General features: G+C 64.1%; 19 protein-coding genes. 10 read left to right on the plus strand and 9 right to left on the minus strand.

Annotation, left to right across the window (positions count from 1 at the left end):
• Positions 1-625 precede the first annotated feature (625 nt).
• The 6 genes from XH93_RS26170 to XH93_RS26195 all read right to left on the minus strand — a co-directional run bounded on the left by XH93_RS26170 (position 626) and on the right by XH93_RS26195 (position 6,546).
• Complete coding sequence (locus tag XH93_RS26170) at positions 626-1,441, minus strand: ABC transporter permease (protein ID WP_194469702.1); 816 nt, start codon at positions 1,439-1,441, stop codon at positions 626-628.
• A complete protein-coding gene (locus XH93_RS26175) occupies positions 1,438-2,250 on the minus strand; it encodes an ABC transporter permease (protein WP_194475339.1) in 813 nt (270 codons plus the stop codon). Before XH93_RS26175 ends, XH93_RS26170 begins: the two co-directional genes overlap by 4 nt.
• A 69-nt stretch (positions 2,251-2,319) precedes the next feature.
• Entirely contained in the window at positions 2,320-3,366 is a 1,047-nt protein-coding gene (locus XH93_RS26180; protein WP_194469703.1) for an ABC transporter substrate-binding protein, read from the minus strand.
• 21 nt (positions 3,367-3,387) lie between these two features.
• Positions 3,388-4,695, minus strand: coding sequence for an FAD-binding oxidoreductase (locus XH93_RS26185; protein WP_246799301.1), 1,308 nt, complete (start codon positions 4,693-4,695; stop codon positions 3,388-3,390).
• A gap of 15 nt (positions 4,696-4,710) precedes the next feature.
• Positions 4,711-5,427 (minus strand): HAD family hydrolase, encoded by a 717-nt coding sequence (locus tag XH93_RS26190; protein WP_194469705.1) that lies wholly within the window; start codon positions 5,425-5,427, stop codon positions 4,711-4,713.
• Between the two features lie 36 nt (positions 5,428-5,463).
• Positions 5,464-6,546, minus strand: coding sequence for an ABC transporter ATP-binding protein (locus XH93_RS26195; protein ID WP_194469706.1), 1,083 nt, complete (start codon positions 6,544-6,546; stop codon positions 5,464-5,466).
• A gap of 210 nt (positions 6,547-6,756) precedes the next feature.
• Between XH93_RS26195 and XH93_RS26200 the strand changes: the two genes are divergently transcribed.
• Positions 6,757-7,695 (plus strand): LysR family transcriptional regulator, encoded by a 939-nt coding sequence (locus XH93_RS26200; RefSeq protein ID WP_194469707.1) that lies wholly within the window; start codon positions 6,757-6,759, stop codon positions 7,693-7,695.
• 799 nt (positions 7,696-8,494) lie between these two features.
• On the opposite strand, the gene XH93_RS26205 is transcribed toward XH93_RS26200, so the two are convergent.
• Positions 8,495-9,520 (minus strand): histone deacetylase family protein, encoded by a 1,026-nt coding sequence (locus XH93_RS26205; protein ID WP_194469708.1) that lies wholly within the window; start codon positions 9,518-9,520, stop codon positions 8,495-8,497.
• Between the two features lie 59 nt (positions 9,521-9,579).
• Positions 9,580-10,284, minus strand: coding sequence for a GntR family transcriptional regulator (locus XH93_RS26210; protein WP_194469709.1), 705 nt, complete (start codon positions 10,282-10,284; stop codon positions 9,580-9,582).
• 148 nt (positions 10,285-10,432) lie between these two features.
• Between XH93_RS26210 and XH93_RS26215 the strand changes: the two genes are divergently transcribed.
• The 9 genes from XH93_RS26215 to XH93_RS26255 all read left to right on the plus strand — a co-directional run bounded on the left by XH93_RS26215 (position 10,433) and on the right by XH93_RS26255 (position 21,001).
• Entirely contained in the window at positions 10,433-11,206 is a 774-nt protein-coding gene (locus XH93_RS26215; protein WP_194469710.1) for a class II aldolase/adducin family protein, read from the plus strand.
• A gap of 52 nt (positions 11,207-11,258) precedes the next feature.
• Positions 11,259-12,809: an ABC transporter substrate-binding protein gene (locus XH93_RS26220; RefSeq protein ID WP_194469711.1), complete on the plus strand. Its 1,551-nt coding sequence runs from the start codon at positions 11,259-11,261 to the stop codon at positions 12,807-12,809.
• Positions 12,810-12,880: 71 nt separating this feature from the next.
• On the plus strand, positions 12,881-13,852 hold the full coding sequence (locus XH93_RS26225; RefSeq protein ID WP_194469712.1) for an ABC transporter permease: 972 nt from the start codon (positions 12,881-12,883) through the stop codon (positions 13,850-13,852).
• Positions 13,849-14,688 carry an ABC transporter permease gene (locus tag XH93_RS26230; protein ID WP_194469713.1) on the plus strand — a complete coding sequence of 280 codons (840 nt, stop codon included), beginning with the start codon at positions 13,849-13,851 and terminating at the stop codon, positions 14,686-14,688. Before XH93_RS26225 ends, XH93_RS26230 begins: the two co-directional genes overlap by 4 nt.
• A gap of 3 nt (positions 14,689-14,691) precedes the next feature.
• On the plus strand, positions 14,692-16,311 hold the full coding sequence (locus XH93_RS26235) for an ABC transporter ATP-binding protein (RefSeq protein WP_194469714.1): 1,620 nt from the start codon (positions 14,692-14,694) through the stop codon (positions 16,309-16,311).
• A 3-nt stretch (positions 16,312-16,314) separates the two neighbouring features.
• Positions 16,315-17,244, plus strand: coding sequence for a glyoxylate/hydroxypyruvate reductase A (locus XH93_RS26240; protein WP_194469715.1), 930 nt, complete (start codon positions 16,315-16,317; stop codon positions 17,242-17,244).
• A gap of 22 nt (positions 17,245-17,266) precedes the next feature.
• Positions 17,267-18,331 carry a phosphotransferase gene (locus XH93_RS26245; protein ID WP_194469716.1) on the plus strand — a complete coding sequence of 355 codons (1,065 nt, stop codon included), beginning with the start codon at positions 17,267-17,269 and terminating at the stop codon, positions 18,329-18,331.
• Between the two features lie 4 nt (positions 18,332-18,335).
• Positions 18,336-19,607, plus strand: a complete 1,272-nt coding sequence (locus XH93_RS26250; protein WP_194469717.1) for an aspartate aminotransferase family protein — start codon at positions 18,336-18,338, stop codon at positions 19,605-19,607.
• A 497-nt stretch (positions 19,608-20,104) separates the two neighbouring features.
• A complete protein-coding gene (locus tag XH93_RS26255; protein WP_194469718.1) occupies positions 20,105-21,001 on the plus strand; it encodes a LysR family transcriptional regulator in 897 nt (298 codons plus the stop codon).
• 12 nt (positions 21,002-21,013) lie between these two features.
• On the opposite strand, the gene XH93_RS26260 is transcribed toward XH93_RS26255, so the two are convergent.
• Positions 21,014-22,093, minus strand: a complete 1,080-nt coding sequence (locus tag XH93_RS26260) for an isocitrate/isopropylmalate dehydrogenase family protein (RefSeq protein ID WP_194469719.1) — start codon at positions 22,091-22,093, stop codon at positions 21,014-21,016.
• Position 22,094 lies beyond the last annotated feature (1 nt).

Below are 22,094 nucleotides of genomic sequence, written 5' to 3' on the forward strand. Positions count from 1 at the left end.
GCTCAAGACGCATGGAGGGCGCCATCATGCGCGCAGTGTCTGCGCGGAAGTACAAGAGACCTTGAAAAGCAGCTGTTGAACAGGTCCGTGGGCGTTTCAAAGCGCCCGACGAGCTGACCTTATCGATCACATTGCAGCCAGAGCCGCGCTTCATCGCCTTCGTCACTTAGTTCGGGCCGCACGGCATTGCCAGACGAACCAACCTTCGGAATTGAAGAGATGATGCAACGCGTCAACCCCTCCTTGGTAATCAGGACCTACGCCAGTGGCACCAATCGCCCGTGACGCTTCGCGGTCCGCAATTGGTTGCGGGTTGATCTGAACCTACCGGGCCAAGCAATTGGATTTGTTAATGCGCGGCTCAGACTGAAAAACGAAACCCAAGCAGTTAATTGATTGCTTGCTTTTTTCATTCTCTTCGTTGCGGGGAGGCGCAACCACCGATACCGACATTCGGTCCTGCGATCTGACTGAGGGATGCCATGCGTCCCGAACGTTATTCGATGTGGTACAGCATCTTCAACAAGCGGCAACAATCCCGAACTCATTTTTCGATCGAAGTGCAGCTCCTTCTGACCGAGCTCCGCTTGGTGGGCCCGAAAGCCCGCCTCTTCTCGTGGTTACGCTACAGCGCGTCATCGGCCATGGATTTGCCATACGCGTTGCCTTTCTCTCGTGCAGTTGCGGCCAGCACCAGCATAAAGGAGGCCGCCGTCATTAACGTCGATATCGCTGCAATCGTGGGATCGATCTCGTCGCGAAGCGCAGTAAACATGCGCTTGGTCAACGGCTGGTACTGGCCGCCGGAGATGAACAGCGCGATGATAGTCTCGTCCATGGCCGAGATGAACGCGAAGATGCCCCCGGCGACCACGCTGGACTTGATCTGAGGCAGCGTTACCGCGAAGAAGCTGCGCAGGCGGTTCATGCCCAGGCTGCGCGCCACCATCTCCTGCGCGGGATCGAAGCTCTGCAGGCCGGCGAGCACGGAGATGACGACATAGGGCAGGCCCAGCATCACGTTCGCGAGTACGAGGCCGGGCATGGTCGCGACCAGGCCGACTTTGGCGTACACGAAGAAGATGCCGACCGCGGTGATGATGATCGGTACCACCAGCGGCAGCAGCAGCGCCATGTGGATCAGCCGCATGATCCGCAGCTTCGACTGGCTGATGGCGTAGGCCGCGGCCGCGCCGAACGGAGTCGCGATCACGACGGTCAGCAGCGCGACCGTGAGCGTCACCCGCGTCGCCTGCATCCAGGCGGAGTTCGAGAAATATTGCTGGTACCAGCGCAGCGAGAAGGACGGCGGCGGAAAGGTCAGGAAGCGCGCGCTGGAGAACGAGATCGGCGCGATGATCAGGACGGGGATGATCAGAAAGACCAGCACCAGCGCGCTGATCACGTAGAGGGCAATCCGTGCGGGTGAGGCGCGCATCATTTCTGCCCCAGCACGCGATCGAGCGAGATGAAGCGGCTGACGACGAAGAAGATCGCGAGCACGCAGAGGAGCAGCACCACGGCAACCGCGCTCGCAGCCCCAAACTGGTTGTAGAGCTCGACATTGCGGCTCACCAGCATGGACACCATGACGGTGCGGCCGCCGCCGAGCAGCTCCGGCGTGATGTAGAAGCCGAGGCAGAGCACGAACACCATGGTGCAGCCCGCAAGCACGCCCGGCAGCGACAGCGGCAGGAACACGCGCATGAAGGTCAGCGACGGGCTCGCGCCGAGGCTGGCGCCGGCCTGCATCAGATCGCTCGGAATCTTCTGCATGGTGGCGTAGAGCGGCAGCACCATGAACGGCAGCAGGATGTGCACGGTCGCGACCACCGTGCCGAAGGTGTTGTGGACCAGCGCAAGCGGCTCGGAGATCACATCGAGATAGCGCAGAAACTGGTTGATCACGCCGGTGCGCTGCAGCAGCGCCAACCAGGCATAGGCGCGGACAAGAACGCTGGTCCAGAACGGCAGCACCACGAGCGAGAGGATGAGGATGGTCCACCCTTTCGGCACCGAATTGGCAAGATAGGCCACGGGATAACCGAGCAGCAACGCGATTCCCGTGACCGCAAAGCTGATCTCGAAGGTCAGCGCAAAGCTGCGCCAGTAGACGTCTTCTGTGAAGACGCGGCGATAGTTCTCAAGCGTGAAGCCGTCATGATAGATCGACTGCCAGGCGAGCCAGCCGACCGGCAGCACGATCAGAGCCAGGATCACCAGCAACGCCGGCGACACCAATGCCAGCATCAGGCCGTGCTCGCGGCGCTGATGCTTCTGGGCGGGATCTGGCACGGATGTCGTCAACGCTGCCTCGCCTTACTTCTGCATGAACGACGCCCAGCGCTTCTCGGCGGCTTCGCCGGCCGGAGAGGACCACCAGGTGTAGGACATCAGTGCCTGCTTCGCCGCATTGGCCGGCTCGCTCGGCAATTGCGCGGCACGCTCGGGCTTGATCACGCCCGTCTCGAACGCTTTGGGGTTGCCCGGACCATAATCAATGTGCAGCGGCAGATTGGCCTGGTGCACGGGATCGACGGCCTCGTTGAGGAACTTCACCGCGGTTTCCAGATTCGGCGCGCCCTTGAGGATGCACAGCGAGGTGCTCTGCAAAATGCCCTGGTTGTAGGTGAAGGCGACCTTGGCGCCCTCCTTCGCGACCGCGCTGACGCGGCCGTTCCAGGCCATCTCCATGTCGACCTCGCCATCGTTGAGCAACTGAGCCGACTGCGCGCCCGAGGTCCACCACACCGTGATGTGCGGCTTGATCTCTTCCAGCTTCTTGAAGGCGCGGTCGACATCGAGCGGATAGAGCTTGTCCGGCGCGACGCCATCGGCCATCAGCGCCGCCTCGAGCGTCGCGAACGGATGGTTGCGCAGCGCGCGGCGGCCGGGGAACTTCTTGACGTCCCAGAAATCGGCCCAGCTGTTCGGCGCGTCCTTCGGGAAGGTCTTCTGGCTGTAGGACAGCACGCTTGAATAGAACTCGTAGGACACCGAATAGGGACTGCGATAGGCCTCCGGCATCGCCGCGCCGTTTGGAATCTTCGAAAAGTCGAGCTTCTCGATCAGCCCCTGCTCGCCGCCACGCAGGCAGTTGCCGGTCGGGGTGTCGACGACGTCCCAGATCGGCTTGCCGCTGCCGACTTGGGTCTTGATCGCGGGCCAGGCGTCGGGAATGGAGTCCTGGTTGATGGTGATGCCGAGCTTCTTGGCGGAGGGATCGAGGATCGCCACCGTCTGCGCCTGCTGATAGGCGCCGCCCTGCGAGACGAAGGTGATCTGCTCGGCGGCATCAGCCGCACTGATCAATCCGATCGCGCCCAGCAGCGCGCAACCCAATCCCAGACTCTGCTTCATCGTCATCCTCGCCTCTCCAAATAGAGCTCACTGACCGATCGCATCGAGAAACTGGTACCAGCCGGCGACCATGCGCACGGCGGGCTCACGCAGCGGATAGAACGGAATCGCCTTCATGCGCCGCGCGTCGAGCAGGCCGACGTCGGGCGTCTCGCCGCGCGCGAAGGCGGCGAGATAGCAGCCCATCAGGCTCGACATCGCAACACCGGCACCGTTGTAGCCGACCGAGAACAGCGTGCGGTCGTCGAGCCGGCCGATATGCGGCACCGAGTCCAACGTCATCGCAACGAGGCCCGACCATTTATATTCGAGCGGGACATCGGCGAGCTCGGGAAAGATGCCGACCATCGCCTTGCGCAGCGCGTCGAAGGCGGCTTGCGAATCCTGCTTGCCGAAGGCGCCGCGGCCACCAAAGATCACGCGGTTGTCGACCATGCGGAACCAGCGCATCATGCGCTTGGTCTCGGTGTAGGTGCGCCCCGTCGGCATTAGTTTTCCCGCGAGATTGCCGGGGAGCCGCTCGGTTGCGACCATGGCGCTGCGGAACGGGATCAGCGTGCGCTGCAGATGCGCGGTGGCGCCGGTCAGATCCGAATAGCTGTTGGTGGCGATGATCGCCTGCTTGGCGCGCACCGTCCCTCGCGGCGTCTCCGCGATGATACCGTCCGTCTCGCGGCGAAGCTTGACGACCGGCGATTCCTGGAAGACAGGCACGCCGCGGCGCGCCACGCCGTCGGCGAGGCCGCGCAGATAGTTCAGCGGATGGATGCCGCCCGAGCCGGGATTGAGCACGCCGCCGACGAAGCTGTCGGAGCCAGTCTCCTCCCACACGCCGTTCTTGTCGAGGATGCGCACCTCGGCTGAGCCCAGCTCGCGCGTCATCCAGTTGGCCTCGTCAATCGCGGCCTTCAGCGTCGTCTCGTTATGGGCAGCCTTGACCTGCCCGGTGCGGGTAAGGTTTGCGCTGGTGATGCCGAATTCCGAGACGAGCTCCTCGACCATGTCGGTCGATTCATGCGCGATCTCGTACATCCGCCGCGCCATGGCGCGGCCGTGCACGGCGTCGATCTCGCGGAACGAGAGGCGGAATTTTGCGGTGATCACTCCGCCATTGCGCCCGCTCGCGCCCCAGCCGGGGCGGTTGGCCTCGAGCACGACGGGGCTGAGCCCGCTCCTGGCGATGTGGTACGCGGCGGAGAGACCGGTATAGCCGGCTCCGACGATCACCACGTCCGCCTGTTGCTCGCCCGACAGCAGGGGAAAGTCGCGCGCCGGGACCGCCGTGGCTTCCCACAGCGAATTGACCGACGGCAGCGCGCTCCAGTCCCGTGTCATGCCACAGCTCATCCGTTACGCCACCGGCCCGATCGCAGCGTCGGCCAGCGCCTTCAGCGTCGGGAAATGGAAGTCCGGCTTGGTCAGCGTCTCCACCGCGGGCGTGCCGCCGAAGCCGGCGATGCCCTGGCGCCGCTCGATCCAGCACACCTTGTAGCCGAGCTTCCGCGCGATCCCGATGTCATGATACTGGCTCTGCGCGACGTGCAAGATGTCGGACTGCTTGTAGCCGAAGGCGGACTGCCGGCCCTTGTTATAGGCGAAGAATTCCGGGTTCGGCTTGGCCACGCCGGTATCGTCGGCGCAGACGGTGTCGTCGAAGGGATTGCCGAGCGCATGCGCGTAGCACGACAGCGCGACGCGGTCGGCATTGGTCATTGCGACCAGGCGGAATTTTGTGCGCAGCCGCTTGAGCGCCTCGACCGAATCCGGGAACGGGCCCCAGCGCAGCACGGCGAGCTGGAACACGTCGCAGGAGGCATCGTCAGCCGGCAGCCCGAGCTCCTTGGCGAGATAGCGGTAAACGTGGAACATGACCTCGCTCGAACGCTCGTAGTGCTTGTCGCGGCCGCGCTTGTAGGATTCGAAGATCTGGTCGTCGCTGAGCTCGGCCGGCGTCTTGCCCGAAATCTTGCGCACCGCGGAGAGCACGCCGGTCTCGAAATCGATCAGGGTACCGACGACGTCGAAGGTGAGGACCTTGAAATTGCTGAACGCGGCTTCGGTCGACATTTTGGTTTCTTCTCTCGGGTTGGATGAGGCTTGAGTTCAGTCCCCCACCTGGGGCACGACGATGGTGTCCTCTGGGTGGAGAGTGACGGTGAGGCTGCCGCCGAGCGGCGGAATGCGGTGATAGGCCTGGTGGTAGCTCGGCTGGCGCAGGCTAAGCGCAATGCCATCGGCGAGCGCGAGAAAAATGCGCAGGCTCTCGCCCTGGTAGACGATGTCGGTGACGGTCCCGGTCATCCGGTTGCAGGCGGCATCCTGCGCGCCGTCATCGATCAGCAGCTTCTCGCTGTGCACGGCGAGCATCAGCGCATCGCCATCGGGAATGGCGCGCGCGCTGCGCAGCAAGGCATTGCCGAGCACGACGCTGGAGGCATCGACCCGACGGACCGGCAGCATCGTGGCTTCGCCGATGAAGCTCGCGACGAAGGAATCGGCGGGATGATCGTGCAGCCGCGCCGGCTCGTCGATCTGGACCAGCCGGCCATCCTTCATGACGGCGACGCGGTCGCTCATGGTCAGCGCCTCGCGCTGGTCATGGGTGACGTAGATGATGGTGGCCTGGATGCGCTTGTGCAGCGCCCGCAGCTCGATCTGCATGGATTCGCGGAGCTGCTTGTCGAGCGCGGAGAGCGGCTCGTCCATCAGGATCAGGCGCGGCTCGAAGATCATGGCGCGCGCCAGCGCCACGCGCTGGCGCTGGCCGCCGGAGAGCTGGGCAATGCCGCGCTCTTCATATCCGGCGAGGCCGACCATGCTCAGCGCCGCGCGCACCTTGTCCGGCCAGGAGGATTTCGACAGGCGCCGTGCACGCAGCGGAAAGGCGACGTTCTCGCCGACGCTCATATGCGGAAACAGCGCGTAGTTCTGGAAGACAACGCCGATCTCGCGCTTGTGCGGCGGCATCCACGTCACGTCGCGGCCGCCGAAGAGAATTGTGCCTGACGTCGGCAGGATGAAGCCGCCCAAGATACCGAGCAGCGTGGTCTTGCCGGAGCCGGAGGGGCCGAGCAGCGAGACGAATTCACCGGCGCCGACAGTAAGCGAAACGTCGTCGAGGGCGCGAACGGCGCCATAGGCCTTGCTGGCAGACCTGATCTCGACGCTTTCCGCTCGCTTATCCAACGATCGACCTCGCCATGTCCCTAGCTGGCGTGCCTCGCTGCGCGCCATAAGCCTGCTTTATAGACAGGGGTTTGGAGCAATCACGGCCGAAGCGTGCGCTGCACCAAATCTCCGCTCGGAGTCCCTGTCTTTGGGCTGTCATGTCGATGACACCAGACTTGCGAAAACTCGGCAATTGCCAAATTCTCACCGCGCCCATAACATCACGTTATGCCCGAGCTTCGCCGCATGCTGCCCTCCAGCAACGCCCTGTTCGTCTTCGACGCAGCGGCGCGCAATGGTAGCTTCACCGCAGCGGCGGCGGAATTGAACGTGACGCAGCCGGCGGTGAGCCGGATGCTCGGCCAGTTCGAGGAGCATCTCGGCGTCCGCCTGTTCGATCGCAAGGCGGGCCGCGCCGTGCTCACGGAGGAAGGTGAGCTCTTGTATCGCCGCGTGCTCGAAGGCTTCCGCAGCATCGAGAGCGGGCTCGTCGAGATCGAGCGGCGCCGCAAGGGCACCGAGACGGTGACGCTCTCAGTCTCCTCCGCCTTCACCACGCACTGGCTGATGCCGCGCATCGACAAGCTGCAGAAGCAGTTTCCGCAAGTGGATTTGCGTTTCCAGCTCATCTCCGGCGCGCTGCGCGGACCGGTGGAGAACGTCGACCTCGGCATGCGCTTTCGTGACCGCGACGAGCCGTCTTCCGGCGGCACGCTGATTATGAAGGAAGTGATGCTGCCGATGTGCAGCCCCGGTTATCTCGGCGAGACCGGTCCTGCCGAAGGCAACACTATCATTCGCCTTGCCGAGACGCCCGGCGACTGGGCCGTGGATTACACATCGCTTCTCACTGGGCGCCGTGGGGCGGCGAAGGCACTCAGCTTCACCGATTATGCCGTTGTGGTGCAGGCAGCCCTGCTCGGCCAAGGCATTGCGCTCGGCTGGCTCACGGTGACCTCGCATTGGTTACTGACGGGCGCGCTGGTGCCAGCCTCCGATACTCTTGCGATCACGCGCCGCCTCTGCGAGTTCATCCCGCCGCGAAACCGTACCATGCGGCCTATTGCGGCCGAGATCCGGGATTGGATCATCGCACAGATGCGAAACGAACTGGCTGCAGTCGATCGGCTATATCCGCGACTTGGATTGATGCCTGCATGCTACTGAGGTTCAGGAATGGAATGGTTTTCTTGGCGGCCGGCTCATCCGATTGAGAATTCGTTCACGAAGCGATACCGCACCTCAAAGGGATACGACTGTGAAACCGGCTTTGGCGGCGAGGATCAACTCAAGGTCCGGCCGGGTCGAGCAAGGGGCCGATCTCTTCTCGTTGGCGGGAATCGAGATGCCGACGCCGATTTCGACAATCGACCGCACGATTTGCGCGTCAAGCAGATCCTACGCTCATCTCTGGTGCTTTGGTCATGTTCTCGCCTGACCTACTCACAGTCTCATATTGGGCGACGCAGGATTTTTCTTGATCTCCCGGTGCACACGTCGTGCACACCAGGCCTCCCAACCGATTGAAAAACTTGAACCCTCGCTCCAATCCACCATGGGCTAGTTTGAGCCAGTTCCAGCCAAACTACAGAAATTGGAATAATCTTCAGGAAAAAGCCGCTGCACAGATCGGGAGCATTGATACTCTGACAGCCTATCGGGGCGTCAAGTCTCGGATCCGCCACATCGCGAATTGCGGAAGCCCTGTTTCTTTGTCGAAGGACAGCTAGCTTGGAATTCGGTGTCCTGGCAGTAACTCGCCCTTTGTCCACTATCTCTCGCCGCCCAGCAGCAAGCCTTGTCCTCGAGGCGCAACATCCAGTTGATAGGATTGATTCAATCACGACACGCTGGCCGACCAGTACTCGGACCGGCGCGAAATATGTGGGGCCAACGATGGGATGAAAAGCACGATACCGAACATCCCGCGATATGAATGGCGCGACGCGTCCTTAACGCAAGGGCATTAGCGCGCGGCTTCGAATCCGCCGAGCACCGCGGTCAGATTGGCGCCGAGGATGTCGGAAAGATAGCCGCCTTCCTGCACCAACACCGTCGGCAGTCCAAACCGGGCCAGCCCCTCGCCGATCCGGCGGAAGCCGTCGATGGTGACGGCGAGACCGGCGAGCGGATCCTTCTCGGAGGCGTCGAGGCCAAGCGCGACCACGAGCGCGGTCGGCGCGAAGGAGCGGATCGCCCTCTCCGCCGCCGCGAGCGCCTTCATGTGGTCGTCGTCGCCGGTACCCTTGGCCAGGGGAATGTTGAGATTCGCGCCGAGGCCGGGTCCGGCGCCGCGCTCATGCGCGTAGCCCCAGACGAACGGATAGAAGAACGACGGGTCGGCATGGATCGAGACGGTGAACACATCCTGCCGCTCGTAGAAGATGCCCTGCGTGCCGTTGCCGTGATGCACGTCGACGTCGAGGATGGCGACGCGCTCATGCTTCTGGCGCAGATGCTCGGCCGCGATCGCGCTGTTGTTGAGGAAGCAGAAGCCGCCGGCCATATCGCGATAGGCATGGTGGCCGGGCGGACGGCACAGCGCATAGACCACATCCTCACCGTCAAGCACCATCTGCGCAGCGGTGACCGCGACGTCGCTCGAGGCGCAGGCGCCGGCCCAGGTGCCCGGGCCGATTGGTGCTGCCGTGTCCGCCGTGTGCCAGCCGAGCTTGCCTACGATATGGGTCGGATAGGTGGCGGCGTTGCGCACCGGGTGGATGTTCGCGATCATCTCCGGTCCGGCATCGCCGAGCGCGGACCATGCTTCCCAGGCCTCGGCGAGAAAGCTCAGATATTCCGGACTGTGCACGCGCGCCCGCGGTCCCTGCCCGAACCTGGTCGGCTCGATCAGCGTGTGCTTGCCGGCCTTCAGGCCCGCCAGCAGGCGGTCGGCGCGCTCGGGCTGCTCGGTGGTGCGCTGGACCACGCCGCGGACCAGGAAGAATTGCGGATCATGGCTGCGGTGCAGATCGGTGTAGACGGCCTTCACGGGGACACTCCTGTTCGATCAATGAGTGAGATGGATCGCGCGACGTCGCGCATGTGCAACTATTTCGCCGCCACCGGCCACGGCGGAATCTCGCGCACCAGCCGTCCGACTTCGCGCCAGGCATGGCCGATGTGATAGTCGACATGCGCGACGATGCGTTCGGGGTGACCGGCTTCGATCGCGGCGAGCACCGGCTCGTGCGTCCGCGCGATTTCGTGCGGATCGTCATAGAGGCGGCCGATCAGGCCGATCACCATGCGCAGCTCCGAAGCGAGGTCGTCGAACAGCCGCAGCATCCGCCGATTGCCGGCGATCTCGCAGATCAGGCGATGGAAGCGGTAATCCTCCTCGACCTGTCGGGCCGGGTCGTCGAGATCGGCCGTCTCGTGCAGCACGTCGATCTGCCGGCGCAGCATGTCGCGCGTCTCCGACGTCAGGTTGCGTGCGGCGAGCACCGCGGCGTGACGCTCGACGCACAGGCGCAGATCGTAGATCTCGTCGATATCGTCAGCGGCAAACTGCCGGACAAAGAAGCCGCGGCGCGGATTGGCGACGAGCAGACCCTGCTGCTCGAGCAGCCGCGCGGCCTCGCGCACCGGCGCCCGGCTCACCCCCAGTTCGCGCGCGATCCCGGCTTCGACGACCTTTGATCCCGGCGGCAACCGCCCCTGAACGATGGCTTCGGTCAGGCGACGGGCGACCTGGCCAACCAGGTCCGTCTCGTTGAGGGCCGGCAAGCCGACCGGAGGAGAGATCGTGCGCATCAAAAGGGTCCGTTTTGACCCTTGTACATTATTTAATCGCCGATTGTCGACAGTTTAGACTTGATCAATTCTTAGATTGTCGACAGTTTAGTGACGCGGGCATTGCAGCGCAACAAAAACGGCCCGCGGACAGGGACTAGCAGCAACGATGACGACGCATGTGCGGCCCGACGCCGTAAAGGACCAGAACCAGCAATTTCGCATCGACCTCGCCGCAGCCTACCGGTTGATTCACCGGCTCGGTCTCGATGACAGTATCTACACCCACATCTCGGTGCGGCTGCCCGGCAGCCATGACCGCTTCTTGATCAATCCCTACGGCATGCGCTTCGAGGAGGTGACGGCCTCGAACCTCGTCACCGTCGACCTCGACGGCGTCGTGATCGACGACCCGCTCGGGCTCGGCATCAATCCGGCCGGGTTCACCATCCACAGCGCGGTCCACGCGGCGCGGCCGGATGTCGCCTGCGTGCTGCACACCCACACCGTCGCCGGCGTCGCGGTGTCCTGCCAGACGCAGGGACTGCTACCGCTCAATCAATGGTCGATGCAGTTCACCGGCTGCCTCGCCTATCACGACTACGAAGGCATCGCGCTCGATCTCGACGAACGGCAGCGCCTGGTCGCCGATCTCGGCGACAATTTCGTGATGGTGCTGCGCAATCACGGCATGCTGACCTGCGGCCGCTCGGTCGCAGAGGCCTTCAAGCTGATGCACAATCTGGAGCGCTCCTGCCGCGCGCAGCTCGCGATCCAGTCAGCCGGCGCCGAGATCGCGCCGCTGTCCGATGCGGTCGCGCACAAGACCGCCGGCCAGTACGCAACCTTCTACGACGCCATCGAGACCAAGGGCGTGCCCGACAGCGAATGGGCCGCCTTCAAGCGCATGCTCGCGCGCACCGATCCGGATTTCGTGAACTAGTCGTCGGCACGGTCACGCCGCCGCCGGGAAAATTCAACAAAAGAGATTGGACATGTTGAAACGAGTTCTGCTGAGCCTTCTCGTGGCGAGTGCCCTGAGCACCGCAGCCTTTGCGCAGGAGCCGAAATCCGGCGGCGTGATCAACGCAGTGATCCAGCCGGAGCCGCCGGGCCTGATGGTCGGCCTCGTCCAGAACGGACCGACCCAGATGATCGCCGGCAACATCTATGAAGGCCTGCTGCGTTATTCGCCGAAGCTCGAACCGCTGCCGGGTCTCGCCGAAAGCTGGAACGTCAGCGAGGACGGCAAGGTCTATACGTTCAAGCTGCGCAAGGGCGTCACCTGGCACGACAACAAGCCGTTCACCTCGGCCGACGTCGCCTTCTCGATCGATTTCCTCAAGCAGACCCATCCGCGTGCCCGCGGCAACCTCGCGCAGCTCGACAAGGTCGAGACGCCGGATGACACCACGGTCGTGTTCACGCTGAAGCAGCCATTCGGCCCGTTTCTCGGCATCTTCGAGGTCGGCTCGCTGCCGATGATCCCGAAGCACATCTACGAAGGCACCGACTACAAGACCAATCCGGCGAACAACACCCCGATCGGCACCGGACCCTTCATGTTCAAGGAATGGCAGAAGGGCTCGTTTATCCGCCTGGTCAAGAATCCGAACTACTACATCAAAGGCCTGCCCCATCTCGACGAGATCTACTGGCACATGATCCCCGATGCGGCCGCGCGCGCGGTGGCGTTCGAGACCGGCAAGGTCGACGTGCTGCCCGGCGGCTCGGTCGAGAACTTCGACGTGCCGCGGCTGACGAAGCTGAAGAACGTCTGCGTCACTGGCGCGGGCTGGGAGTTCTTCAGCCCGCACTCGTGGCTGTGGCTCAACAACCGCTCCGGCCCGACCGCGAACAAGAAATTCCGCCAGGCGCTGATGTATGCGATCGATCGCAACTTCGCCAAGGACGTGATCTGGAACGGCCTCGCCAAGGTCGCGACTGGCCCGTCGGCCTCCACGATCAAGTACCATACCGACAAAGTCACCACCTACGACTACGACCCGGCGAAGGCCAAGGCGCTGCTGAAGGAGGCCGGCTATAATGGCGAGAAGGTCCGTCTGCTGCCGTTGCCCTATGGCGAAACCTGGCAGCGCTGGGCCGAAGCGGTGAAGCAGAACCTGCAGGACGTCGGCATCAATGTCGAGATGATCGCTACCGACGTACCAGGCTGGAACCAGAAGGTCTCCGACTGGGACTACGACATCGCCTTCACCTACCTCTATCAGTATGGCGATCCCGCGCTCGGCGTCGGCCGCAACTACATCTCGAGCCAGATCTCCAAGGGTTCGCCGTTCAACAATGTCGAGGGCTATTCGAACCCCGAGATCGATCAGCTGTTCGCCGACGGCGCCACCGCCTTCCCCGATTCCAAGCGCGAGGAGATCTATCTCAAGGCGCAGAAGATCCTGACCGACGACGTGCCGGTGGCCTGGCAGCTCGAGCTCCAGTTCCCGACCATCACCCGGTGCAACGTCAAGAACCTCGTCACGACCGCGATCGGCGTCAATGACGGCTTCCGCGACGCCTGGCTCGACAAGTAACGACGTATCCCACCGCGGCGCCGTCCAGCGCCGCGGTTTCTGCCGTTTCCTCGAACGCAACGACGTCACCCATGCTCTCTTTCATAGCCCAGCGACTTGCCAAGGCCGTGGTCGTGCTGCTCGCAATCGTGGTCTTCAATTTCATGCTGATCCGCATGGCGCCGGGCGACCCGGCGATGGTGATGGCGGGTGAGGCCGGCGCCAGCGACAAGATCTTCGTCACGCAATTGCGCGAGAAGTTCGGGCTCGACCAGCCGCTGCCGGTCCAGCTCTACCGCTACGTCAAGGGCATCGCGACGCTCGATCTCGGCTTCTCATTCCGCCAGCAGATGCCGGTCGCCAAGCTGATCGCCGAGCGGCTGCCGGCGACGCTGCTGCTGACTGTCACGGCCTTCGTGATCTCGTTGCTGCTCGGCGTCCTGTTCGGCGCGCTGGCCGCGCGCTTTGCCGGCACCTGGGCCGATACCGCGATCACGATACTGGCGCTGATCTTTTACGCCACGCCGCTGTTCTGGGTGGCGCTGATGGCGATCCTGCTGTTCTCGGTCGCCATGGATTGGCTGCCGAGCTTCGGCTACGAGACGGTCGGCGCGAACTACACCGGTATCGCCCACGTGCTCGACGTCGGCGCGCATCTGATCCTGCCGGCCATGACGATGGGCCTGTTCTTCACGGCGACCTATGCCCGCATGACCCGCGCCTCGATGCTGGAGGTGCAGCGGCACGACTTCGTCAAGACCGCCCGCGCCAAGGGCCTGCGCAACGCCGTGATCCAGCGTCGCCACGTGCTGCGCAACGCGCTGCTGCCGGTGGTGACGCTGGCAGGCTTGCAGGCCGGCACGCTGGTCGGCGGCGCGGTGCTCACAGAGACCGTGTTCGCCTGGCCCGGCATCGGCCGCCTGATGTACGAGGCGCTGCTGCAGCGCGACTACAATCTGCTGCTCGGCGTCTTCGTGGTGTGCTCGGCCATGGTGCTCGCCTTCAACCTGATCACCGACCTGATCTACCGCGCGGTCGATCCCCGCATCGAGTTCGCCTCATGAGCAAGTTCTGGCGCACCATGCTGCGCAACCCCGGCGCCGCGATCGGTCTGGTGATCCTGCTGCTGGCGATCGCCATCGCAATCTTCGGCCCGCTGCTGTTTCCGACCTCGCCCTGGCGCATGGTGCAGCGGCCATTCCTGCCGCCGTTCACGGCGCCCGGCCTGCCGCTCGGCACCGATGCGCTCGGCCGCGACGTGCTCGCCGGCATCATCTATGGCGCCCGCGTGTCGCTGCTGGTCGGCCTGGTCTCGACCATGGCCGCGCTGGCGGTCGGAATTCCGGTCGGCGCCCTCGCCGGCTATTTCGGCGGCAAGATCGGCGATGCCCTGATGCGCTTCACCGAATTCTTCCAGACCGTGCCGAGCATTGCGCTCGCCATCGTGCTGGTCGCGATCCTGCAGCCCTCGATCGTCTCGATCGTGCTGGCGATCGCGATCGTGAGCTGGCCACCAGTGGCGCGTCTCGTCCGCGGCGAGGTGCTGTCGCTGCGCACCCGCGAATATGTCCAGGCCGCCGTGGTCACCGGGCAGTCGCACAGCTGGATCATCTGGCGCGAGATCCTGCCCAATGCGCTGTCGCCTGTCATCGTGCTCGCCTCGCTGATGGTCGCGACCGCGATCCTCTTGGAATCCTCGCTCTCCTTCCTCGGCCTCGGCGATCCCAATCTGATGTCCTGGGGCTATATGGTCGGTGCCGGCCGCACCGTGATCCGCCAGGCCTGGTGGATCACGCTATTCCCCGGCATCGCGATCCTGCTCTCGGTGCTGGCGCTGAACCTGATCGGTGAAGGGCTCAACGACGCGTTCAATCCGCGCCTCAACAAGGAAGGGCGTTGACGCATGTCCGCCGCACCCGTCGTCTCTATCAAGAACCTGAAGCTCGGGCTACCGCCGGGCTCCGACCGTCCCTACGCCGTCGACGGTGTCTCCTTCGATCTCGTGCCCGGCAAGATCCTCTGCGTGGTCGGCGAGTCCGGCTCCGGCAAGTCGATGTGCGCGCACGCGCTGATGGGGTTGTTGCCCGACACCATCACCCGCGAGGCCGGCGAGATCGCCTATGACCGCCGGAACCTGCTCACTCTCGACGACGCCGGCTGGCTTGCATTGCGCGGCCGCCATATCGCGATGGTATTCCAGGAGCCGATGACCGCGCTCAATCCCTTGATGCGGATCGGCGACCAGATCGCCGAGATGTTCGAGGCGCACAATCTGCTGACGCGGCGGCAACGCAAGCAGAAGGCGTTGCAGCTGCTGCGCGAGGTCGGCCTGCCCGAGCCCGAGCGGTCGGTGCGCGCCTATCCGCATCAGCTGTCCGGCGGCCAGCGCCAGCGCGCGATGATCGCGATGGCGCTCGCGCTGGAGCCGACCGTGCTGGTGGCCGACGAGCCGACCACCGCGCTCGACGTCACCACACAGGCGCAAATCCTCGAACTGATCCGCGACTTGCAGCGCCGTCGCAACATGGCGGTGATGTTCATCACCCACGACTTCGGCGTCGTTTCCGATATCGCCGACCGCGTCGTCGTGCTTCAACACGGCAAGGTGGTCGAACAAGGCGCGGCCGACGACGTGTTGCGACGGCCGCAACATCCCTACACGAAGGCACTGCTCGCCGCCGTGCCGTCGATGCAACCGCCACCGCGTGCGCCGCTTGCGGATCGCGCCAGGGCAGTCGAAGTGGTCGGCCTCGATAAGACCTATGTCAGCGGTGGCGGCTGGTTCCAGCCGGAACGCCGCGTTCAGGCCGCGAAGCAGGTGAATTTCGACATCCTGCAGGGCGAGACCGTCGGCCTGGTCGGCGAATCCGGCTCCGGCAAGTCGTCCGTTGCGCGACTCGTGATGCGGCTGATCGAGCCCGACCAGGGCACGGTGCGGCTCGGCGACACCGATTTCACCAGGATCGCAGGCCGTGTGCTGCGCAAGGAGCGCAGCCGCATCCAGATGATCTTTCAGGATCCGTTCGCCTCGCTCAACCCGCGCCGCAAGGTCGGCAACATCATCGCCGACGGGCCGATCGCCCACGGCACCGATCCGGCGCTCGCACGTCAGCGCGCTACCGAACTGCTCGGCCTCGTCGGCCTGAACGCCAGCGCGATGGAACGCTATCCGCACGAATTCTCCGGCGGCCAGCGCCAGCGCATCGGCATCGCCCGCGCGCTGGCGCTCGAGCCGGAAATCATCGTCGCCGACGAAGCCGTCTCGGCGCTCGATGTCTCGGTGCAGGCGCAGGTGCTGAACCTGCTGGAAGACCTCAAGGCGCGGCTCGGCCTGTCGATGCTGTTCATCACCCACGATCTGCGGGTGGCGGCGCAGATCTGCGACCGCATCGCGGTGATGCAGCGCGGCGCGATCGTCGAGCTGAAACCGACCGCCGCGCTGTTCTCGGCGCCCGAACATCCCTATACGCGCGAGCTGCTCGCCGCGGTGCCCGGCCAGATTTCCTCATCGCGTGCGGCCTGAACCATGCGTTGCGTCCTGATCAGCAGCAGTCTCGATCTCCGCGACTATTTCGGTGCCGAATTGGCGCGCATTGCGCCACGCGTCGAGGTGGTCGATCACGCCGGCGGTGCCGCGGATGTCCGTCTCGCCTTGGCCTGGCATCCGCCCGACGACGCGTTCGAACGCTATCCCGCTCTGCAGGCGGTATGCTCGATCGCCGCCGGCGTCGATAACATCATGGCCTGCCCGAGCCTGCCACCCAGTGTCGACGTGGTGCGCGTGGTCGATCCCGGACAGGGGCAGATGATGTCGGGCTTCATCGCCTGGCACGCAATTGGGCATCAACGCGGCTTTGCCGCCTTCAGCGCCCAGCAGCGCGACCGGATCTGGCAACGCCGCGCGCAGCGGCGCGCAAAGGATGTTCCGGTCGGCATCCTCGGCAATGGCGAGATCGGACGGCGCGTCGCCGTCGACCTCGCCCATCTCGGTTTTCCCGTGATGTCCTGGAGCCGGACCGCCAAGGCCATTTCATCGGCGAGCCGCAGCTTCCATGGGCCGGCCGGTCTTGCCACGATGCTTAGCGAGACCGAGGTGCTTGTCAATTTGCTGCCGCTGACGCCGGAGACGCGCAACATCCTCAATGGTGATCTGTTCGGCAGGATGCGCCGCGGCGGCTACCTGATCCAGGTTGGCCGCGGTGAACATTTGGTGGAGGCCGAACTGCTTGCGGCACTCGACAGCGGTCAGCTGGCCGGCGCGGCGCTCGACGTCTTCGCGACCGAACCGTTGCCTGGGGCGCATCCGTTCTGGCGCCACCCGCGGATCGTCATCACGCCGCATGACGCCAGCGACGTCAGCATCAGCGCCGTTGCGACCACGCTTGCCACGACGGCGGACGCGATCCGCGCCGGACGGCGTCCTCCGCATGCGATCGACCGCGCGCGCGGTTATTGATTGCGACACGGAGGAGGGTCAGATGCAGAACTCGCGTTTGTCCGCCGATGCCGCTCACCCGCTCGACGGGCTGCGCGCCGCCGGGCCGATTGCGGAGGCGCGGGCGCAGACGCTGGCCAGGGACTATTACGGCCTGGCGGCTGAGATCCGCCGGCTCGATAGCGAGCGGGACCAGAATTTCCGGCTGCGCACGCAAAACGAAGGCGAATACGTCCTCAAGATCGCCAATCCCGCCGAAGACCGGGCCGTCACCAATCTGCAGACCGAAGCGCTGCGCCACATCGCGGACCGTGATCCACTGCTGCCGATCCCACGCGTCATTCCCGCACAGGACGGCGCGGCCGAGCTCGAAATCGGCTTCGACGACGGCTCGATGAGGGTGGTGCGCCTGCTGTCGTTCCTTGCGGGGACACCGATGAATCAGGCGCCGCCGTCGGCGACGTTGCGCGGTGATGTCGGCCGCTGCGCGGCGCGGCTCGCCCTTGCACTGCGCGACTTCGTTCATCCCGCTGCGGACCACAAATTGCTCTGGGACATCCAGCATGCCGCCGAGCTGCGGCCATTGCTCGGCGCGGTCCCGTCTGCCCAGCGCGAGCTGGTCGAACGCGTCCTCGATTATTTCGAAGCCGACGCCGTGCCTGTGCTGGCGCAGCTTCCAAAGCAACTTCTGCACAACGATCTCAATCCGCACAACATCCTCGTCGACACCGCCTCGCAGGCCCGCGTCTGCGGGATCATCGATTTCGGCGACATGACCGCGACGGCCCGCATCAACGACCTGGCGATCGCAGCAGCCTATCAGGTGACCGACAGCGACGATCCGCTGGCGTCGGCGCTCGATCTGGTCGGGGCCTATCATGCGGTCTCGCCGCTCGAGGCGCGCGAGCGCGGCATCCTGTTCGACCTGATCGCGACCCGCATGGTCATGACGATCGTGATCAGCAATATCAGGGCCGCTCGCTATCCAGAGAACAGCGCGTATATTTTGCGCAACAACAAGCAGGCGTCGGCCCGGCTCGCCCGGATCGCGACGCTGACGCGAACACAGGCCGCACAGCAGATCGAGCGTGCCTGCCAGGGGGAGTGATACAATGCCGGCCGACGCCTCGACCCAGGAGCTGATCGCACGCCGAAACCGTTTGCTCGGGCCCGCCTACCGGCTGTTCTACGAGCAGCCGGTGCATGTGGTGCGTGGCGAAGATGTCTGGCTGTACGACGCCGCAGGCAACCGATATCTCGACGCCTACAACAACGTCGCCTGCGTCGGCCACTGCCATCCGCATATCATCGAGGCCATCGCGCGGCAGGCCGCGGTGCTCAACACCCACACCCGCTATCTGCACGAGACCATCCTCGACTACGCCGAGCGGCTGCTCGCGACCTTTCCGGCCGAGCTCGGCCAGGTGATGTTCACCTGCACCGGCAGCGAGGCCAACGATCTGGCGCTCCGCGTCGCCCGCACCTGCACCGGCGGGACCGGCGTCGTCGTCACCCGGACCGCCTATCACGGCGTCACCGGCGCGCTCGCCGAGTTGTCGCCGTCGCTCGGCCTGCCCGAGCCGACCGCCCCCCATGTCCGGTTGGTGTCTGCGCCGCAGTCCGCCGACGATGACACGGGCAAGACCTTTGCAAGCCACGTCCGTGCAGCATTCGAGGATATGGTACGCAGCGGTATTCGCCCGGCGGCCCTGCTGGTCGACACGATCTTCTCCAGCGACGGCGTATTCGCCGATCCGCCGGGCTTCCTGCGGCCGGCGGTGGATGCCGCGCGTGCGGCCGGCGCACTGGTCATCGCCGACGAGGTGCAGCCCGGTTTCGGCCGCTGTGGCGAGAGCATGTGGGCCTTTGCCCGCCACGGCGTGGTCCCCGACATGGTCACGATGGGCAAGCCGATGGGCAACGGCCATCCGATCGCGGCGATGGCGGCGCGACCGGACCTGCTCAAGGAATTCGGCGCGCGCTCACGCTATTTCAACACCTTTGGCGGCAATCCCGTGTCCGCCGCCGCCGGCATGGCCGTGCTCGACGTAATCGAGCGGCAAAGCCTGGTCGAGAACGCCAGGCGCACCGGCACTTATTTGCGCGAGCGGCTCACCGCGCTGCGCGCGAGGCATGAGCTCGTGGCGGAGGTTCGGGGTGCTGGTCTCTTCATCGGTGTCGAGCTCCGCCGCGGCGACTCGCCCGCCGCGGGTGAGACGACGAAACTGGTCAATGCAATGCGCAGACGGCATGTTCTGATCAGCGCGGCCGGTCCCGGCGCCAATGTGCTGAAGATTCGTCCGCCCCTGACATTCGGCATGGAGCACGGCGATCTACTGTTCGAGGCGCTCGATCAAGCGCTACAAGAAAATTCGATTGACTGACGATCTCGCGGATTGCTGGTCTTCGTCAGCAGCGGGCAATACCTTCATGCCGCCCTTCAGCCTTACCCCGCTGATACGGCCTAGTTTAGAGCATTTCCGCAACCAACCACACCGTCCGGTCCGTCGCAGCGTCGATCCCGAGGCCACGCGAGGACGCAGCTCATAGTGGATGGGATGAGATTTTTCTTGATTTCTCGGTGCACACGTCGTGCACACGCAGCCCTCTAAACATCTGAAGAATTTAAGCTCTCGCTCCAATCCATCATGGGCAAGTTTGAGCTAGCCAAAGCCAAAGCGATCTAAGCCTCTCAAACGAGGTCCTTCGTTCGCAGACGTCCTGCGCTACGAGTATCTGATCTGATGAATCCCAAACTGTGATGCAACGCAACGGCGTCTGTTTTCATCAAGACGGCAGCCTGTTCCGACGGATATACATCTCGGTCGGGGCTGGGTTCGCCCCGCATTCGACCGTCGAATCAGCCCATCGAGGTAAGGACTTGCCGAACATCAATCTCAAGCTCCTCCACACCTTCCTCCTCGCCGCCGAGCACGAAAGCTTTCGGAAGGCTGCGGAAGAATCTAACCGATCTCCCTCTGCGGTCAGCATGCAGATCCGCGACCTGGAGGAGCAGATCGGCGTCCTCCTTTTTCGCAGAACGCCGCAGAAGGTATTGCTCACGCCCGAGGGGCGGATCCTGTTTGAACAGGCCAAGCGAGCCCTCCAGGAAGTTCAATCCGGGCTGGATCTGCTGAGCGAGTCAGCGCAGTCCCGCAGCCGTCACATCCGTATGGCCTGCGTTCCGACGCTCGCGTCCGGATGGCTTCCGAACATTCTAGCAACATTCAAGGTGCGCTATCCAAGGAGCCAGGTCCAGCTCATGGAGCTCTCCACCGCGCCAATGCTTGAACTACTCAAGCGGCAGGATGTCGAGTTCGGTATTGGCCCACAAGTCCCCGACATGGGGGACTATGAGTTCGAACCGATGCTTGAGGATCCCCTTTTTGCCTGCGTACCGCCCGTGTTCGACGAGGGGCAAGCAAGCACAGGCTTCGCCGATCTGGTGGAAAAGCCTGTCATCCTGCTGTCGAAAACGACGGCGGTACGAGGATTGATCGACGAGACGCTTGAGACGCTCGCTGTCCGGCTCGATGTTCAATTCGAAGTCCAGGCGGCCACGACGGCCGTGGCCCTGGCCGCGTCCGGCCTCGGCATCGCGATCGTGCCACGAGTTGCACTCGTGCAAGCCGGCGTGCAACGGTTTCGTGTGGTCCCGATCTCCGACCAAATCAAGCTTCGCCAAATCGGCTTGATCACCACGCGCAGCTCGGTAAGGCGTCCCAACACCGAGCAGTTGATGGCTTTGATCCGCTCGAGTTTTTCCCAGCTGCGCTAGACGCCCTCGCGCTCAGAGCAGCTTCAGAAGCGCATCGACGACCTGACTGGTCGTCGCATCGCCGCCGATGTCCCGTGTTCTCAGGGCAGCATCCTCCAACCCGGCGCGAACGGCAGCCTCGATCCTGTCCGCACCGAGGCGCAGCCGGTTGTCCCGATAGCGCTGATCGAGGCGTCTCAGCATCAGGATCGCAGCCAGGATCGTTCCATAGGGGTTGGCGAGCCCCTTCCCGGCGATGTCGGGTGCCGAGCCGTGCGAAGCCTGGAAGAAGCCGATTCCATCACCGACTTCTTCCGACGGAGACATGCCCATGCCGCCAACCGTCGCGGCACCGAGATCGGAAATGATGTCACCGAACATGTTCTCAGTGACGATAACGTCGAAGTGTGATGGCTTGTTGACGAGGTGAACCGTCATCGCATCGACAAGGACGTGCTCGGCCTCGATGTCGGGATAGCCCTTGGCTACCTCGTCGAAGACGGCACGGAAGAACGCATAGGTCCGCAACACATTGGCCTTGTCGCAGCAGGTCACGCGACGCCGCCCGTCCTTGGGCGAACCGTTCCTCGTTCTGGCAAGCTCGAAGGCGAAGCGGACGACGCGTTCGATACCTTTCCTGGTCTGCACCAGCGTGTCGACGGCAACCTCTTCCCTCAGCAGCGCGCCGGCGCCGCGCGCAGCATAGAGCCCCTCGCTGTTCTCCCTGACGATAACGTAGTCGATGGCCCCCGGGCGCCCGAGCGGAGACGGAACGCCTTTGTAGAGCTTAATGGGGCGCACGTTGGCATAAAGATCGAGCTTGAAGCGAAGCGATAGCGTAAAATCCAGACCGGCTTCGGTCCCATCACGATGAACCACACCGGGGATTCCCGCCGCCCCATGAAGGATGGCATCTGCCGCACGGCAGCCCTCGAACGACTTTGCCGGGAACGATTCTCCCGTTTCAAGAAAATGCGTGGCGCCTGCTGGATACTCCTCGAACTGAAGCGTGCCGGCCTGGACGCTGGCTTGCAGCACCGCGAGCGCCGCACCGGCGACTTCGGGTCCGATGCCGTCTCCGTGCACGACGGCAATCTTGTAGTTGTCCTTCATG

The sequence above is a fragment of the Bradyrhizobium sp. CCBAU 51753 genome (assembly GCF_015291565.1).
Lineage (GTDB): Bacteria > Pseudomonadota > Alphaproteobacteria > Rhizobiales > Xanthobacteraceae > Bradyrhizobium > Bradyrhizobium ivorense.

Coding starts and splice junctions, on each gene's coding strand:
- XH93_RS26170 (WP_194469702.1), bottom strand. CDS start 1,441: ATGATGCGCGCCTCACCCGCACGGATTGCCCTCTACGTGATCAGCGCG.
- XH93_RS26175 (WP_194475339.1), bottom strand. CDS start 2,250: ATGCTGGCATTGGTGTCGCCGGCGTTGCTGGTGATCCTGGCTCTGATC.
- XH93_RS26180 (WP_194469703.1), bottom strand. CDS start 3,366: ATGACGATGAAGCAGAGTCTGGGATTGGGTTGCGCGCTGCTGGGCGCG.
- XH93_RS26185 (WP_246799301.1), bottom strand. CDS start 4,695: ATGACACGGGACTGGAGCGCGCTGCCGTCGGTCAATTCGCTGTGGGAA.
- XH93_RS26190 (WP_194469705.1), bottom strand. CDS start 5,427: ATGTCGACCGAAGCCGCGTTCAGCAATTTCAAGGTCCTCACCTTCGAC.
- XH93_RS26200 (WP_194469707.1), top strand. CDS start 6,757: ATGCCCGAGCTTCGCCGCATGCTGCCCTCCAGCAACGCCCTGTTCGTC.
- XH93_RS26210 (WP_194469709.1), bottom strand. CDS start 10,284: ATGCGCACGATCTCTCCTCCGGTCGGCTTGCCGGCCCTCAACGAGACG.
- XH93_RS26215 (WP_194469710.1), top strand. CDS start 10,433: ATGACGACGCATGTGCGGCCCGACGCCGTAAAGGACCAGAACCAGCAA.
- XH93_RS26220 (WP_194469711.1), top strand. CDS start 11,259: ATGTTGAAACGAGTTCTGCTGAGCCTTCTCGTGGCGAGTGCCCTGAGC.
- XH93_RS26225 (WP_194469712.1), top strand. CDS start 12,881: ATGCTCTCTTTCATAGCCCAGCGACTTGCCAAGGCCGTGGTCGTGCTG.
- XH93_RS26230 (WP_194469713.1), top strand. CDS start 13,849: ATGAGCAAGTTCTGGCGCACCATGCTGCGCAACCCCGGCGCCGCGATC.
- XH93_RS26235 (WP_194469714.1), top strand. CDS start 14,692: ATGTCCGCCGCACCCGTCGTCTCTATCAAGAACCTGAAGCTCGGGCTA.
- XH93_RS26240 (WP_194469715.1), top strand. CDS start 16,315: ATGCGTTGCGTCCTGATCAGCAGCAGTCTCGATCTCCGCGACTATTTC.
- XH93_RS26245 (WP_194469716.1), top strand. CDS start 17,267: ATGCAGAACTCGCGTTTGTCCGCCGATGCCGCTCACCCGCTCGACGGG.
- XH93_RS26250 (WP_194469717.1), top strand. CDS start 18,336: ATGCCGGCCGACGCCTCGACCCAGGAGCTGATCGCACGCCGAAACCGT.
- XH93_RS26260 (WP_194469719.1), bottom strand. CDS start 22,093: ATGAAGGACAACTACAAGATTGCCGTCGTGCACGGAGACGGCATCGGA.